The 15,930-nt window shown below is 33.7% G+C and carries 14 protein-coding genes; 9 read left to right on the top strand and 5 right to left on the bottom strand.

Going from position 1 to position 15,930, the window contains the following annotated elements:
* Window positions 1-3: 3 nt before the first annotated feature.
* The 3 genes from RB619_RS06110 to RB619_RS06100 form a co-directional block, all read right to left on the bottom strand.
* A complete protein-coding gene (locus tag RB619_RS06110) occupies window positions 4-1,335 on the bottom strand; it encodes a TolC family protein (protein ID WP_308095417.1) in 1,332 nt (443 codons plus the stop codon).
* A gap of 17 nt (window positions 1,336-1,352) precedes the next feature.
* Window positions 1,353-1,952: a TetR/AcrR family transcriptional regulator gene (locus RB619_RS06105; RefSeq protein WP_308095414.1), complete on the bottom strand. Its 600-nt coding sequence runs from the start codon at window positions 1,950-1,952 to the stop codon at window positions 1,353-1,355.
* 108 nt (window positions 1,953-2,060) lie between these two features.
* On the bottom strand, window positions 2,061-2,582 hold the full coding sequence (locus tag RB619_RS06100; RefSeq protein ID WP_035646176.1) for a YceI family protein: 522 nt from the start codon (window positions 2,580-2,582) through the stop codon (window positions 2,061-2,063).
* Between the two features lie 266 nt (window positions 2,583-2,848).
* On the opposite strand from RB619_RS06100, the gene RB619_RS06095 reads away from it, so the two are divergent.
* Together RB619_RS06095 and RB619_RS06090 are read left to right on the top strand one after the other, a co-directional pair.
* The gene (locus RB619_RS06095) at window positions 2,849-3,823 is read left to right on the top strand and encodes a polyprenyl synthetase family protein (RefSeq protein WP_308095409.1); all 975 of its coding nucleotides are present in this window, start codon (window positions 2,849-2,851) and stop codon (window positions 3,821-3,823) included.
* A 74-nt stretch (window positions 3,824-3,897) separates the two neighbouring features.
* On the top strand, window positions 3,898-4,251 hold the full coding sequence (locus tag RB619_RS06090; protein ID WP_133523501.1) for a hypothetical protein: 354 nt from the start codon (window positions 3,898-3,900) through the stop codon (window positions 4,249-4,251).
* 114 nt (window positions 4,252-4,365) lie between these two features.
* Here the strand turns inward: RB619_RS06090 and RB619_RS06085 are convergent, their stop codons facing one another.
* On the bottom strand, window positions 4,366-4,917 hold the full coding sequence (locus RB619_RS06085) for a hypothetical protein (protein WP_308095405.1): 552 nt from the start codon (window positions 4,915-4,917) through the stop codon (window positions 4,366-4,368).
* Between the two features lie 116 nt (window positions 4,918-5,033).
* On the opposite strand from RB619_RS06085, the gene RB619_RS06080 reads away from it, so the two are divergent.
* The 7 genes from RB619_RS06080 (at window position 5,034) to RB619_RS06050 (ending at window position 15,336) form a co-directional block, all read left to right on the top strand.
* Window positions 5,034-7,808 carry a 2-oxoglutarate dehydrogenase E1 component gene (locus tag RB619_RS06080; RefSeq protein ID WP_308095403.1) on the top strand — a complete coding sequence of 925 codons (2,775 nt, stop codon included), beginning with the start codon at window positions 5,034-5,036 and terminating at the stop codon, window positions 7,806-7,808.
* A gap of 72 nt (window positions 7,809-7,880) precedes the next feature.
* Window positions 7,881-9,104: a 2-oxoglutarate dehydrogenase complex dihydrolipoyllysine-residue succinyltransferase gene (odhB, locus tag RB619_RS06075; protein WP_308095401.1), complete on the top strand. Its 1,224-nt coding sequence runs from the start codon at window positions 7,881-7,883 to the stop codon at window positions 9,102-9,104.
* A 217-nt stretch (window positions 9,105-9,321) separates the two neighbouring features.
* Complete coding sequence (locus tag RB619_RS06070; protein WP_308095399.1) at window positions 9,322-11,766, top strand: TonB-dependent receptor; 2,445 nt, start codon at window positions 9,322-9,324, stop codon at window positions 11,764-11,766.
* A gap of 61 nt (window positions 11,767-11,827) precedes the next feature.
* Window positions 11,828-12,160 carry a hypothetical protein gene (locus tag RB619_RS06065; RefSeq protein ID WP_308095397.1) on the top strand — a complete coding sequence of 111 codons (333 nt, stop codon included), beginning with the start codon at window positions 11,828-11,830 and terminating at the stop codon, window positions 12,158-12,160.
* Between the two features lie 19 nt (window positions 12,161-12,179).
* Window positions 12,180-12,482 carry a hypothetical protein gene (locus RB619_RS06060; protein ID WP_308095394.1) on the top strand — a complete coding sequence of 101 codons (303 nt, stop codon included), beginning with the start codon at window positions 12,180-12,182 and terminating at the stop codon, window positions 12,480-12,482.
* A gap of 3 nt (window positions 12,483-12,485) precedes the next feature.
* Window positions 12,486-14,036 (top strand): PepSY-associated TM helix domain-containing protein, encoded by a 1,551-nt coding sequence (locus tag RB619_RS06055; protein ID WP_308095392.1) that lies wholly within the window; start codon window positions 12,486-12,488, stop codon window positions 14,034-14,036.
* Between the two features lie 175 nt (window positions 14,037-14,211).
* A complete protein-coding gene (locus tag RB619_RS06050; protein WP_308095390.1) occupies window positions 14,212-15,336 on the top strand; it encodes a PepSY-associated TM helix domain-containing protein in 1,125 nt (374 codons plus the stop codon).
* A 36-nt stretch (window positions 15,337-15,372) separates the two neighbouring features.
* Here RB619_RS06050 and RB619_RS06045 read toward each other — a convergent pair whose 3' ends face one another.
* Window positions 15,373-15,720 carry a membrane-binding protein gene (locus RB619_RS06045; protein WP_308095387.1) on the bottom strand — a complete coding sequence of 116 codons (348 nt, stop codon included), beginning with the start codon at window positions 15,718-15,720 and terminating at the stop codon, window positions 15,373-15,375.
* Window positions 15,721-15,930: the final 210 nt, after the last annotated feature.

Raw genomic sequence — 15,930 nt, 5'->3', positions numbered from 1 at the left:
TAGTTATTTAATAAGAGTTTTAAGTTCGCCTTTTGATTTGATTAATGCCACTTCGGCAATTTTATAATTTAATACCGCTCTAGTGTAATTGTTTTGAGCTTCTTGATGTGCATTTTCAGCATCTAATAAATCTGTTAATGATGCTAAACCTTGCAGATAATTATTTTTTGTATTGCTCAAAATTTCACGAGCCAAACGCATATTTTCTTGTTGGTTTTGGATGGTTACCATATTATTATCGATTTGCGCCATTGCATTTCTATAATCCAGATCAAGAGAAAGTTTTGTGTCTTTGATATCTTCTTGAAGCGTTCTGATATCTACATCAGCCTGTCTTACTCTGGCACGTGTTCCGAAACCAGTAAAGATTGGTACACTTAAGTTTAATCCAATTCCCGAATAATCAGACCAGTAAACGCCTGAAGATGGTTTTGCAAAAAGAGGAAACTCCGGACCTTGACCAATATAATTGTAACCAGCACTCAAAGAAAGTTTTGGATAATATTCAGCCATAACTGCTTTCTTTTGAAACACTAACAATTCTTCTTGTTTTTTCAAAAGCAGGTATTCTGTTCTGTTTTCTACATTCGGAACTTCAGTTAAAGATGCTGGTACAGCTTCAAATTCTTCTTTTGGGATCACGATTTGAGTTTCAATTGGCATACCCATATAAAACTTCAAAGCATTTTCTTGCAATTCAATTTGATTTTTAACTTGCTGACGATCAGTATCAATGTTTGACAATTTTACAATAATACGGTCTAAATCAATTTTCTTAGCTAAACCATTATCAAATTGACCTTTTACAACATCATGAACTTTTGTAGTATTAAAATAAGTACTGTCTAGTAATTTTAATCTTTCACGCTGTACGTATACAGAATAGTAGTTATTTGCTACTCTTTCAATAACTTGTTCTTCTGTTAATTGATCGTTGATTTGATAAAATTCACGAGTTGATTTTGCTGCTCTCAAACCTGTAAATACAGATTGATCAAACAACGCCTGAGTCAAGTTAATTCCTGCTCCCGAAGTCCATTTTTGACCAAAAGTAGCCTGAATACTAGTTCCTGGCTGACCAAAAGATCCTCCATCAATAACACTTGTCTGCAATATTGGATTGTAAGTTAAGTTTCCGTTTGCATGAATTTGTGGTAAAGCTCTTGAACGAATTTCCTGAATTTGATATTCGCTGTTTTCAACCTGTAATTTTGCCTTTTTGGCTTCGGCTTTATTTTGAAGCGCATAATTAAGCGCGTCTTTTAAGGTTAAAGTTACTTGTGCATTGGCTGACAGGCCAAGAGAGCACAAAAGTATTACAATTATTTTTTTCATAAATTATAGATTGACGATTAAGCGGTAATTTTTTTAAGTTGTTTTTCCAATTCTTCTATTCCTTTTTCTGTTGCCATTGCTCTAGTGTGATATTCCAAAGCTTCTAATTCAATTTTTTGTGCTTCTCTTTCAGAAACCGTAGTTTCATTAATATGAAAAATCAAAGTGTAATAAAATTTCACATAGAGATCAATATTCAAATCAGTTCGATATAAGCCTTCTCTAATTCCTTTTAAAATATTGTCTTTAAAATAATGATTGCATTGATCGATTTCGTGCATCATTACATTTTGATAAATCTCTGGGTAATGTTTTTTGAGCTGATAAAGAGGCGAAGTGTCTGTAGCATTTTTAAACATATCACGAAACATTTCTCTAATTTCAAAATTCTCATGAATTGCATTATGTTTTTTCGCCACAATAGTATCGATAACTTCATGCACCTGTTTATGAACCATTGATGTACTCTCTTCAATTAAAACTTCTTTATTACAGAAATATTTGTAAATCGTTTTTTTCGAAATACACATCTCTCCTGCAATATCATCCATCGTAACACTTTTAAAACCGAGTCTTAAAAACAACTCACTCGCTTTTGATATGATTTTCTCTTTCATTTTGATTTTCAGATTGTTATTATAAATATAATTAGAAAACTGAAGCCATAAAAATAGTTTCCGTTATATTTGTAATAATTTTACATTATTATATTCATTGTGTAAGATTTATATGCTAAATTCTAAATTGGCAATAAGTTTAATATCTCTTCCAAGTGCCAAACCTCCGTTATGATTAAATGAATTATAATCTAAGCCAAAGTCCTGACGCTTAATATCTCCCTTAATTTCAAAAGCAACTTTTTTCTCGCCATTGTAGTTGTTAACGCCAATAAATTCAGCATCAAGCTCTACAACTTTGGTAACATCTTTTATTGTTAAATCACCTTTAAAAAAATTGATATTGTTATTCACTTTTTGAAAAGAAGTCGATTTAAAACTAATAATAGGATGCTCATCTACATCAAAAAAATCTTGAAGTTGCAAGTTTGTATCAATTTGCTGAAAGCTTTCGTTTTTATTATTAATATCAAATGAAAACTCTACTGATGCATCTTCAATTTCATTGTCTTCGATATTCACATAACCGCCAAATTTATTTGTAGTTCCTCCTAAATAAGCAATTATCGAATGTCTCATTTTTATTAAAACATCTGATTGTGTAGAATCTAAAGTCCAAGTTGTCTTCATAAATACCTGATTTTGCTGAGCTTAAAAACCGCTCAAATTCTTAAGGAAACTTTTTTAGTGTTCCGAGTTTCCGATTATCGGTGCAAATATAGACAGGAAACTATGAGAACCAAAAAAGTTTCCAAGTTTTTTTTAATTTTTTTTGACATATTTTTTTGATTTCATTTAAAAGCAATCATTAAATGTTTCTTAGCATTTCGTATTTACAAAGCAATTATTCATAATTGAATTGTATCTTTGAGCCTCGTAAATCAGAATTTCATTTTATGCACAATATAAGTCAGTACCAAGATTTTTTTATTAGTTATTTAAAAAAACAAAGCATACAAAAAGAACCCAAAAATCTTTATGAGCCTATTGAATACATATTAGGACTTGGCGGAAAAAGAATGCGTCCGGTGCTGACATTAATGGCTTCGGAGGTTTTTGATACCGATTATAAAATTGCACTTCCGGCTGCAATGGCCGTTGAAGTTTTCCATAATTTTTCGCTTGTGCATGATGATATTATGGACGACGCTCCACTGCGAAGAGGAGAAGAAACGGTTCATGAAAAATGGAATATCAACACCGGAATTTTATCTGGTGACGCCATGCTGATTCTGGCTTATCAATATTTTGAACAATACGAGCCAACTGTTTTTAGAGACTTGGCAAAATTATTCAGCAAAACAGCGCTTGAAGTTTGCGAAGGACAGCAATGGGATGTTGATTTTGAAGAAAGAAAAGATGTTACGATTCCTGAATATCTAAAAATGATTGAATACAAAACAGCCGTTCTAGTTGCAGCAGCAATGAAAATGGGCGCAATTGTTGCCAAAACTTCAGAAAAAGAAGGTGATTTAATTTACGATTTCGGATTAAATTTAGGTTTGGCTTTTCAATTACAAGATGATTATCTAGATGCATTTGGAGATCCAGAAACCTTTGGAAAACAAGTTGGAGGAGATATTATTGAAAACAAAAAAACCTATTTATATTTAAAAGCCTTAGAATTTTCATCTCCTGAAAAAGCTTCAGAATTAGAAAATTTATTCAGCTTACAACTAGAAGACAATTCAGAAAAAATTGAAACAGCCAAAAGCATTTTCAACGAATCTGGCGCTTCAAAAGCAACGCAAGAAGCCATAGAAATGTACACTTTTAAAGCTTTTGAAACTTTAGAAAAAATGGATATTAATTCTGAAAAGAAAAATATTCTGAGAACATTTGGTGAAAATTTAATGGAAAGAAAAGTTTAGTATTCAGTTTTCAGTGTCAGTATTCAGTAAAAAAATCTACAATCTAAAATCAGCAATCTAAAATCAAAAATCAAATGTTTGTAGCACCAGTAAGCACCGAATCACTTTTAGAGCAAGCGCAAGCTGAGACTTTATATTTAAGTTTGATTGAGCAGATTAATAAAGATTTTAATTTGGCCAATGAAGGAATTGATTTCCCATTAAGCATTTCTCCAGAAGAGTTAAAGATTCAGCTTCACGAGAAAATCTACCGAATGATTCAGTACAAATTTGCTGAATATTTGAATCTGCTTTACATTATTGATGTTTCTGAAATCGAAATCAAAAAACTCGATGGTTCTGATTTAGTTATTCTTGCTGAACAAGTTGCCTTTTTGATTTTAAAAAGAGAATGGCAGAAGGTTTGGTTTCGGAAGAACTTTAAATAAAATTAGGTACAAAGTGACAAAGATGCAAAGTGACAAAGGCTTTCTCTCTTCGCGATCACTTTTAAAACATTTTACAAAACCTTTGAACCTTTGTTACTATGAGCCTTTGCGCCTCTAAAAATAAACTCTCACAAAAGGCATAAATCCAGATCCATAAAGACTCTTATTAGGATCGTACAAAACATCGTAACGCGCTCCAATTGTTACATTTCCGGTTCTGTAACCAGCTCCGAGATATAAGGCGGTATTCCAATAAGCATCGGAAAAACCGGGGTGATAATAATTTTCTTCATAATCTGTATCCACACGTACCTGCTCTAATTCGGCAGATAATTGAAGCTGCGGAATTGGGTTCACAAGCGTGATAAAACTTCCGCCATAAACAAAAGATTCATAGTAATCTTTTTGATACAAATAACCAAACTGCAATCCAACACCCATCGAAACTATTGGATTAATGTTATAAATAGCACTCGGCATAACCGAAATATTGGTGTATCCAGATCCGAAACCTAATCCTAATCCTCCTCCAAACTGAACTTTATCCCAAAAATGATTGCTGTTGTCAATGACATAATTTTGTTGTGCGTTTCCAGAGTTGGAAAATAAGACTGTCAAAATCACAAAAAAAGATTTGAAAACGATTGAAATTTGATTTTTATTCATAGTTAAGTCTATTTTTAACAAATTTTTACGTAAAAGTACGTAAAAAAAAGATTTAAATAAATGTGATTGTTGTACTTTTGCGATTCTATTTAACAAAAAGTATATTCACTAATATTATGGATAGGTTTTCATTTTTAAATGCAGCGCATACAGAGTTTTTTGCACAATTATACGATCAATATTTAGTAAACCCAGACAGCGTTGAGCCTAGCTGGAGAAGTTTCTTTCAAGGTTTTGACTTTGGACAAACTGTTTATAATGACGAAAATCCAGTGCAGACAATCGTTGAGTATGTGACTAGCGATAACGCAGATTACAGTCAGATTTCTGAAAAACTAAAAAAAGAATTTAATGTTCTTAAATTAATTGACGGATACCGTACGCGCGGACATTTGTTTACTAAAACAAACCCAGTTCGTGACCGCAGACAGTCTTCTCCAACTTTAGATATTGAAAATTTCGGATTATCAGCAGCAGATCTTTCAACTGTTTTTGACGCAGCACAGACAATCGGAATTCCACCTTCTTCTTTACAAGATATTGTAAATCGTCTTAAAGCTATTTACTGCCAGCATATTGGAATTGAGTATATGTACATCAGGAATCCTGGCGTTGTAAAATGGATTCAAGATAAATTAGCTGTAAATGTTAATCAGCCAAATTTCTCTACAGATGAAAAGAAAACGATCTTAAATAAATTAAACGAAGCTGTTTCTTTTGAGAACTTCCTTCATACTAAATATGTTGGGCAAAAACGTTTCTCATTAGAAGGTGGAGAATCAATCATACCAGCTCTTGACGCTTTAATTGAGCAAGCTGCTGAAAAAGGTGTCGAGCAATTCGTAATGGGAATGGCGCACCGTGGTCGTTTGAACGTTTTGGCAAACATCTTCGGAAAATCAACTCAGGATATTTTTGGTGAGTTTGACGGAAAAGATTACGATCAAGAATATTTTGATGGTGACGTAAAATACCACTTAGGTCTTACAGCTGACAAAAAAACAAGATCAGGAAAAAGCATCAATATCAATTTAGCACCAAACCCTTCTCACTTAGAAACGGTTGGAGCTGTAATTGAAGGAATCACGAGAGCAAAACAAGATAAATATTATGCTGATGATTTCTCTAAAGTATTACCAATCGCCGTTCACGGAGATGCTGCAATTGCAGGTCAAGGTATTCTTTATGAAATTATTCAGATGGCGCAACTTGACGGTTACAAAACTGGAGGAACAATCCATATTGTAATTAACAACCAAGTTGGATTTACAACAAACTACCTAGACGCTCGTTCATCTACTTACTGTACAGACGTTGCTAAAGTAACTTTATCGCCAGTATTACACGTAAATGCTGATGATGCAGAAGCTGTTGTACACGCTGTATCTTTTGCATTAGACTACAGAATGCAGTTTGGACGTGACGTATTTATCGATTTATTAGGATACAGAAAATACGGTCATAACGAAGGTGATGAACCTCGTTTCACGCAACCAGTTTTATATAAAATCATCGCTAAACATAAAAACCCAAGAGACATCTACGCTGAGAAATTATTATCAGACGGTGTAATTGATGCTTCTTACGTTAATGCTTTAGAAAAAGAATACAAATCTGCTTTAGAGGAAAATCTAGAAGCTTCTCGTAAAAAAGATTTGACAATCATTACTCCATTCATGAAAAACGAATGGGAAGGATTTGTTCAGGTAACTGATACACAAATGCTTCAGAAAGTAGATACTACTTTTGATAAAAAAGGATTGGATTCAATCATCAATACCATTTCAACTTTACCATCAGACAAGAAATTTATCAATAAGATAACTAAAATTGTTACGGATAGAAAAGCTGGATACGACAATAATACACTAGATTGGGGAACTGCAGAAGCACTTGCTTACGGATCGCTTTTAACAGAAGGATTTGATGTTCGTATTTCTGGTCAGGATGTTGAAAGAGGAACTTTCTCTCACCGTCACGCTGTTGTTAAAGTTGAAGATTCTGAAGAAGAAGTAATTCTTTTAAATGGTATCGAAAACAAAAAAGGAAAATTCGGCGTATTCAACTCTCTTTTATCTGAATATGGAGTTCTAGGTTTTGATTACGGATATGCATTAGCAAACCCTAAAGCCTTAACAATTTGGGAAGCACAATTTGGAGATTTCTCTAACGGAGCTCAAATTATGATTGACCAATATATTTCATGTGGAGAAGATAAATGGAACAACCAAAATGGTATTGTTTTATTACTGCCTCACGGTTATGAAGGACAAGGTGCTGAACACTCTTCTGCAAGAATGGAACGTTACTTACAACTTTGCGCAAGACAAAACATGTATGTTGCTGACTGTACAACGCCAGCCAACTTCTTCCACTTGTTGAGACGACAAATGAAAACAAACTTCCGTAAACCATTAGTAGTTTTCTCTCCAAAAAGTTTGTTACGTGATCCAAGATGCGTATCAACTGTTGAAGAATTAGCAACTGGAAGTTTCCAAGAAACAATTGACGATAATACTGTAGATAAAAAAGGTGTAAAAACTTTAGTTTTCTGTACAGGTAAATTCTATTACGATATTGTTGCTGAAAGAGAAAACAACGGAAGAAATGATGTTGCAGTGGTTCGTATTGAGCAATTATTCCCTTTCCCAGCAGAACAAATCAAAGAAATCATTGCAAAATATCCAAATGCTGATGATTATGTTTGGGCACAGGAAGAACCTAAAAACATGGGAGCTTACAGCTTTATGTTAATGAACTTTGATCTTGTAAAATGGAGATTAGCTTCATTAAAAGCTTACGCTGCTCCAGCATCTGGAAGTTACACACGTGCAAAACGTCGTCATGCAGATGCAATTAGAATGGTATTCGATAAAAATTTATTTAGATAAAAAGAATGTTTCAAGTTTCAATCCCGATAGCTATCGGGACTGAAACCATAAAAACCTTAAACAAAAACAAAGATGATTTTAGAAATGAAAGTCCCATCACCAGGGGAATCAATAAAAGAAGTTGAAATTGCAACTTGGTTAGTAAAAGACGGAGATTATGTAGAAAAAGATCAAGCTATTGCTGAAGTTGATTCAGATAAAGCTACTCTTGAGTTACCTGCTGAAATGAGCGGTGTAATTACACTAAAAGCTGAAGAAGGTGATACAGTAGCCGTAGGTGCTGTAGTTTGTTTAATTGATACAGATGCTGCAAAACCAGCAGGAAGCGCTCCAGCTGCACCAGCAGCAGAAGCACCAAAAGCAGAAGTAAAAGCTGAGGCTCCAAAAGCGGCTCCAGCTCCAGCAGCAACAAGTTATGCGGCTGGAACTCCATCTCCTGCAGCAAGAAAAATATTAGATGAAAAAAATATTGCTCCAGCAACAGTTTCAGGAACTGGAAAAGGAGGAAGAATCACTAAAGATGACGCTGTAAACGCAGTACCTTCAATGGGAACTCCAACTGGTGGAAGCCGTGGAACTGAGCGTACAAAATTATCTATGTTACGTCGTAAAGTAGCAGAAAGACTAGTTTCAGCTAAAAATGAAACAGCTATGCTTACTACTTTCAACGAGGTAAACATGACGCCAATCAACCAAATTCGTAACGAATACAAAGATGCTTTCAAAGCTAAACATGGTGGTTTAGGTTTAGGGTTCATGTCATTCTTTACAAAAGCAGTTACAAGAGCTTTAGAATTATATCCAGATGTTAACTCAATGATGGATGGTGATTACAAAATCGCTTACGATTTTGCTGATATCTCAATCGCAGTTTCTGGACCAAAAGGATTAATGGTTCCTGTTGTACGTAATGCTGAATTATTAACTTTCCGTGGAATTGAAGCTGAAATCAAAAGATTAGCTTTAAGAGCTCGTGACGGTCAAATTACAGTTGACGATATGACTGGAGGAACTTTTACAATCACAAATGGTGGAGTTTTTGGAAGTATGTTATCTACTCCAATCATCAACCCTCCTCAATCAGGAATTTTAGGAATGCACAACATTATTGAGCGTCCGATTGCTGTAAACGGAAAAGTTGAAATTCACCCAATGATGTACGTTGCCCTTTCTTACGATCACAGAATTATTGACGGACGTGAGTCTGTTGGTTTCTTGGTTGCTGTTAAAGAAGCTTTAGAAAATCCAGTGGAATTATTAATGAACGGCGATGCTAAACGTGCTTTAGAATTGTAATTTCATTAAAAAATCAATACTCAAAAAAAAACCTGTTCATCAATTTGAACAGGTTTTTTTGCTTAAGATTGGCTTAATTTTAGCTTAAGATGTTAATTTTTTGAACAAATGTAAATTTTACCCTTTAAAAAAATTTTATTTAGAATAAATAAGAATAGCTTGTATAGTTGAGATTCAACACTTAAATTTGCGCTATTAAAATCAATTCTAAATAAAAATGAAATATAAATTTACAATTTCTTTTTTAAGTTTTTGTTTTTTCCTTTTAGCGAGCACAACAATCTCAGCACAAGAAAAAGCAACAATTAAAGGTAAAATATCTGTAAGCAATAACGAATCTCCAGAAGGAATTTCTTTAGCTTTAAAAGGCACAAGGTTTGGAACTATCACAGATGACGAAGGTAATTACAAAATAAAAAATGTAAAACCAGGAACTTACACATTAAAAGTTTCAGCTGTTGGATATACCTCCAAAGAAAAAAAGATTACAGTTACTGAAGGACAGGAATTAACTGAGAATTTTAGCCTTACTTCAAACTCAGAAGAATTAACAGAAGTTGTTGTTAATGGCCGTAAAAATCAATTTGTACGCAAAGACAACCAGCAAGTTTCAAGATTGCCTCTTAAAAACCTTGAAAACCCACAAGTTTACACTACCATTACTGGAAGCATTTTAAAAGAACAAGTAGTTACAACATTTGATGATGCATTAAAAAATGCACCTGGTGTAACACAGCTATGGGCTTCAACAGGACGTGGAGGTGACGGCGCAAGTTACTATTCTTTAAGAGGATTTCCAGTTCAGGCAACAATTGTTAATGGTGTTCCAGGTTTGACAAACGGAAGTTTAGATCCTGCAAACATTGACAGAGTTGAAATTATTAAAGGGCCTTCTGGAACTTTATTTGGAAGTAGCTTAATCTCTTATGGAGGATTAATTAATACGACTACAAAAAGGCCTTATAAAGGATTTGGCGGTGACGTAAATTACACCGTTGGAAGTTATGGATTGAATCGTGCAACTGTAGACCTTAATACATCACTTAACGATAAAAGAACACTTAATTTTAGAATCAATTCAGCTTACAACAAGCAAGAAACTTTTCAAGATGCTGGTTTTAGAGAGTCGTTTTTTATTGCTCCATCATTATCTTATGAAGTAAATGACAGATTATCATTCTTAATAAATACTGAATTCATGACTAATGAAACAACAAACCCAACAATGTTGTTTTTAGACAGAGGAAATCCTTTAAGAGTTCACAATATTGCTGAATTAAAATACGATAACAAACGTTCTTACACGAGCGACGAATTAACAATCAAAACGCCTTCTTACAACATTCAGGCGCAAATGAACTACAAACTTTCTAGCCAATGGACTTCGCAAACCATTTTCTCTACAAGTAATGCTAAGTCGACTGGAAATTATGCTTATTTATATGAAGGAACTGCTTATACACCAATTACAGACGGAATTGTATTAGCAAGATATTTTAATTATCAAGATAACAAAAACACCACTTTTGATGTACAGCAAAACTTTATTGGCGATTTTAAAATTGGAAGTTTGAGAAACAGACTTGTAGTTGGTTTAGACTATTACAATAGAGTCGCTCTTGATCGAGGCTCAAGTTACTTCGCAAACGGATATGTTTATGTTGGAGATAATTTAGCACAGTTCAACGCAGTTTTCGGGCCTTCAAATGGCGATACAGGAGATTTAACAAAAGCTGGATCTGACGCGATTGTAGGTGACAGCCCAAGAAACAATAATAAAACAAAACAAGAAGTTTACAGTGCTTATTTCTCCGATGTAATCAACATTACTCCTGCTCTTTCTGCAATGGTAAGTTTGCGTGCAGATCGTTTCATGAACGCTGGAGATGTCTCAACTGACGCTGACGACTATAACCAAACTTCTTTTTCACCAAAATTCGGATTAGTTTACCAGCCAATTATTGATAAGGTTTCGATTTTTGCAAATTACATGAATGGTTTCACAAACGTAGCTCCTGGTGAAAACGTAAATGGAACAGTAAGAACTCCCGTAACTTTTGATCCTGAACACGCGAACCAAATCGAATTTGGAACAAAATTGAACATTTTTAAAGACAAAATATATGCTACTTTAAGCTACTACGACATTAAAGTTACTAATATGGCTTACAGTATTAGACCAAACGCAACTGACGTAATAAACCACCAAGATGGAGGACAACACAATAAAGGTTTTGAAGCTGAATTTATTGCAAATCCAGTTTCTGGCTTAAATATTATTCTTGGATATAGCTATAATGATGCAACTCTTACTCAAGGAGATCCTGATTTTGTAGGATTCAGACCTGAAAGTTCAGGAGCATATAACTTAGCGAACTTATGGGCTAGCTACAAATTTACTTGCGGAACTCTAAGAGGTTTTGGTTTAGGATTTGGAGGAAACTATGTTGGAGATAACAAAATCATGAACAGATCTGTTTCAGGAACATTTACAATTCCTGAATATACAGAACTTAACTCTTCTTTATTTTATAGTACTGAAAGATTTGGCATAACGCTAAAACTAAACAATATTACAAACAAAGAAATCTATGACGGATGGTCAACGATCCACCCGAAAGATCCTAGAACTTTTGCCGCAAGTTTCACTTATAAATTCTAGAAAACTAATAAACAAAAACACCTTTCTAATTAAAGTAAGGTGTTTTTAAATTCTATAAATTATGATAACAATAGCTAGTCTTATCGTTTTTTTAGCTTTTTACACGCTTTATTACACTTCAAAAAAAGCTGTTTTATCGTATGATCTTGGGTTTGAAAAATGGATGAAGAAAAATCCAAAACAAACTAAAATCACAGGATTAATATTGCTTGCTACTGCTTACGCAATGTGGCTTTTTACAAAATCTTTAGGTTGTGGCACTTTAATGTTTTTCATCCAGCTTATGACTGTTGGAAGTCTGATAATTATTCTGACTCCATTAAAAAAAGTAAACAGCAAAGCACTTTTAGCGTTGCTGCTTTTTATTGCAATTTTAGAATTTTACTACAACTAAAACCTGTTTTAACCACGATATGCCAGCAAATCCAAAATATTTAACTCCTGCCTTTTGGCCTCGCTTTTCCAAAATTACAGCTGCTATTTTAGGAGGCTACTTTGTTTCTATCACTTTTCATTTGGCATTAGCTGCTTGGTTCAATCGTGCTGACGTCTTGATCACAATGGCTTTCACTGGATTTATTCTTTGGACAGCATTAATGGTAATCGCTTTTTTAGCAAAAAGTGGCTTGAAAATCTGGGGCATCTACATTCTACTGAGTTTGCTTTTTTGTCTTTTTATCTACCTTGGTCAAACCTATAATCAACCGGCGCACTAATTTATGAACAACCGTAATTATAATATCTATTTTCATACGCATACTGTCAGCGGCATTGTCATAAGTGTGGCTCTATTTGTAATTTTCTTCGCTGGATCTTTTTCTTTTTTTAGAGATGAAATCATCAATTGGGAAAGAAGTGAATCTACAGCTTTAACAAAAGAAATCCAATTAGATTACAACAATGCACTGCAACATCTTGATAAAAAATATATTTTACACGGAAGAAATATTACGATCTCTAAACCTTCTACAGAAGAAAGAGTAGCTGTTTATATGGAAGGAAGTAAAGATACTTTAACTCCAAAAAAGCAGCAAGAAGGACAGTTTTTTTATCTTGATAATAAAAATTACAAATCCTATACTTACGAAGAATCTTATTCGCTAGGCGAACTTTTGTACCGTTTACACTTCTTTGCTCAAATCCCTTATCCTGTTGGATATTATCTTTCTGGATTTACAGCTTTGTTTTTCTTATTTGCAATTATAACGGGAGTTTTGCTTCATTGGAACAAAATTGTATCCAACTTTTATATTTTCCGTCCAAAAGAAAAATTAAAAACACTTTGGACAGATGCGCACACCGCTTTAGGAATGATTGGTCTTCCTTTTCAATTTGTTTACGCTGTTACTGGCGCATTTTTTATGATTAAACTTTTAATCGTTGCACCTGCAGTTATGGCATTATACGGAGGCGATCAAAACAAATTATATAAAGAACTGGAATACACCGATGCCGATTATAAATTTGAAAACAAAAAACTGGCAAATCCTTTTGATATAAATGCAATTGTAGTAAAAGCAAAAAACAATTGGACTGATTTTGAAATAACGCGCGTTTTTATTCAAAACTACGGCGATACGAATATGCATGTTTTGGTTGAAGGCGAAATGCTCAGCCACAAAAAATTTACCGGAATAGGAAAAATTGATTATCGTGTTGCCGATGAAAAAGTAATTGCAAAAAAAGATCCTATTGCACAAACCAGTTATTTAGATGTTGTAAAGAATGTTTTGTACCGAATTCATTTTGGCGATTATGGTGGTTATGCATTAAAAATTATCAGCTTTATTTTAGGAATAATAACGTGTTTCGTAATTATTTCAGGCGTTATGATTTGGTTAGTGGCTAGACAAAAAAACAATCTGCCAGAAAAGAAAAGAAAATTTAATGCTGCTGTTGTCCGAATTTATTTGGCGATCTGTTTGAGCATGTATCCAATTACAGCTTTGGCTTTTATTGGAAGCAAAATATTTTATCCTCTAAGTCAATCTAATTTATTTACACTTTATTTTGGCGGATGGCTGTTACTTACCATCTTTTTTATCATCAAGAAGAATGATTCGTTTACCAATAAATTCTGCTTGATTTCAGGAAGTATTTTAGGTTTCTTAATTCCGGTTACAAACGGAATTGTGACCGGAAACTGGTTTTGGAATTCCTTTATGGAAAACAAAATTCAGATTTTCTTTATCGATGTTTTCTGGATTTTCTTGGCTTCAATATCTTTATATGTTGCTTATCATTTAAAACCGAAAAAAGCAGTTTCTTAATAAGAAATGAAAGTAATTTTTCACGCAGATTCCGCAGATTGAGCACAGAGTATTTTAAAAAAATCTCTCAAATCTGCGGAATCTGCGTGAGAAAAAAACTTTACTATAAACAAAATAATTAGAATTATTTGTCCCATATGAATTTTGCGTATAATTTTACGCTTTTAATCAAAAAATGGGATTTACAACTAAAATACGTTTTCTGCATAAATGGCTCGGTTTAATTTCTGGGCTTATTGTTTTTATTGTCTGTATTACGGGCTGTATTTTTTGTTTTCATGATGAAATAAAGGATATTACCCGAAAAGAATGGCGTTTAGTAGAACCTCAGAATAAACCTTTTTTATTGCCTTCGGTTTTAAAAGAAAAAGCAAGCGAAATTGTTCCAAAAAACAAAATTAGCATGGTCGCTTATTACGGAAAAAATCGTTCGGCCATAGTTTATACTTATTCTGATACAGAAAATCTATATCTTTATTTTAACCCATACACCGGTCAATATTTAAAGACCGAAAACCCGAAAACTGATTTTTTCATTATAGTCGAATACATTCATTTGTATTTGCTTTTGCCTGATTACATTGGAAAGCATATCATTGGAGGCGCAACAATCATTTTTATTTTATTACTGATTTCTGGAATTATTCAATGGTGGCCAAAACGAAAAAGCGATATTAAAAGAAGTTTCACCATTAAATGGAATGCGAAATGGCGCCGCGTAAATTATGACTGGCACAATACATCCGGATTTTACATTGCATTGATAGCTCTTATTCTCGCCATTACAGGTTTAACTTTTACCTACGAATGGGTTGGTGACGGAATTTATAAAAGTTTTAATTTTGGTGGAGACAAAGCAGCCGAAACAAAATTACCAGTAATCGATACCACGAAATTCAAAACAATTTCAGAAACTGCAATTGATAAAGCGTTTATTCAGACCATGAAACTGCAACCAAAAGCCGAAATGTTTTTTGTCATGGTTCCGCAACAAAAAGATGCAATTGTGAGTACGGGCGCGTATCCGCATACACTACGATACGACCAACAGAGCAATTATTATTTTCATCCTTCTGATGGAAAATTAATTCAGAGCCAGACTTTTGATAAAAAAACACTCGGACTGCAAGTTGTCGAAATGAATTATGGAATTCACACCGGACAAGTTTTAGATCTGCCAGGAAAAATAATTGCATTTACCGTCAGTCTACTTGCATCGGCATTGCCTGTAACGGGTTTTATAATTTGGTTTGGACGCCGAAAAAAGTCAAAAAAGAGCATAAAAAAACCGTCTCGTTAAAAACGGGACGGTTTTTTTATAATTTGTCGAAATCAATTAATTTCTGTTTGCTAAAGCATTTTTCTGTAAACTTTTCACTGAGCTAACTTTACTGTCAACATAAGCTACTTCTTTTAGACTGTCTTCATTAAAGAAAATCCATTTTCCAGTTTTCACTCCGTCTGTGTATTCTCCAACGGTTTTTTTATTTCCTTTTTCGTCATAAGATACCCAAACACCATCCAACTTACCATCCTTAAAAAAGCCTTCTTGCTGCACTTTACCATTTTCATAGTAATAAGTAGCTTTTACCTTGTTTCCAACGGCTTCTAATTCAGGTTTAGTTTCCTGCGCAATTAACATTCCAGAGAACAACAACGCAGCTAAAATTACACTCTTTTTCATATCTGTAGGTATTTAATGTTAAGAAATCTTTATCAAATATAGTCAAATGTTTACATTAAAAAAACTTTTGCTTAACAATTTGGTAACATTGAGTAAAAACTTAACATTGGAAATTTCTTCAAAACAAAAAAACCAGTGCTTAAGCACTGGTTTTACTGGTATTTTATGAAAATCAGACGGTTACGATAACGTTATCGATTTCGTAAATAA

Source organism: Flavobacterium sp. LHD-80, assembly GCF_030929605.1.
In the GTDB taxonomy this organism is placed as follows: Bacteria; Bacteroidota; Bacteroidia; order Flavobacteriales; family Flavobacteriaceae; genus Flavobacterium.
This window is presented reverse-complemented; position numbering and strand designations above follow the sequence as displayed.

Excerpts from the sequence above, each read along its gene's own strand:
- RB619_RS06110 (WP_308095417.1), bottom strand. The coding sequence starts at position 1,335 with ATGAAAAAAATAATTGTAATACTTTTGTGCTCTCTTGGCCTGTCAGCC.
- RB619_RS06105 (WP_308095414.1), bottom strand. The coding sequence starts at position 1,952 with ATGAAAGAGAAAATCATATCAAAAGCGAGTGAGTTGTTTTTAAGACTC.
- RB619_RS06100 (WP_035646176.1), bottom strand. The coding sequence starts at position 2,582 with ATGAAGACAACTTGGACTTTAGATTCTACACAATCAGATGTTTTAATA.
- RB619_RS06095 (WP_308095409.1), top strand. The coding sequence starts at position 2,849 with ATGCACAATATAAGTCAGTACCAAGATTTTTTTATTAGTTATTTAAAA.
- RB619_RS06090 (WP_133523501.1), top strand. The coding sequence starts at position 3,898 with ATGTTTGTAGCACCAGTAAGCACCGAATCACTTTTAGAGCAAGCGCAA.
- RB619_RS06085 (WP_308095405.1), bottom strand. The coding sequence starts at position 4,917 with ATGAATAAAAATCAAATTTCAATCGTTTTCAAATCTTTTTTTGTGATT.
- RB619_RS06080 (WP_308095403.1), top strand. The coding sequence starts at position 5,034 with ATGGATAGGTTTTCATTTTTAAATGCAGCGCATACAGAGTTTTTTGCA.
- odhB (WP_308095401.1), top strand. The coding sequence starts at position 7,881 with ATGATTTTAGAAATGAAAGTCCCATCACCAGGGGAATCAATAAAAGAA.
- RB619_RS06070 (WP_308095399.1), top strand. The coding sequence starts at position 9,322 with ATGAAATATAAATTTACAATTTCTTTTTTAAGTTTTTGTTTTTTCCTT.
- RB619_RS06065 (WP_308095397.1), top strand. The coding sequence starts at position 11,828 with ATGATAACAATAGCTAGTCTTATCGTTTTTTTAGCTTTTTACACGCTT.
- RB619_RS06060 (WP_308095394.1), top strand. The coding sequence starts at position 12,180 with ATGCCAGCAAATCCAAAATATTTAACTCCTGCCTTTTGGCCTCGCTTT.
- RB619_RS06055 (WP_308095392.1), top strand. The coding sequence starts at position 12,486 with ATGAACAACCGTAATTATAATATCTATTTTCATACGCATACTGTCAGC.
- RB619_RS06050 (WP_308095390.1), top strand. The coding sequence starts at position 14,212 with ATGGGATTTACAACTAAAATACGTTTTCTGCATAAATGGCTCGGTTTA.
- RB619_RS06045 (WP_308095387.1), bottom strand. The coding sequence starts at position 15,720 with ATGAAAAAGAGTGTAATTTTAGCTGCGTTGTTGTTCTCTGGAATGTTA.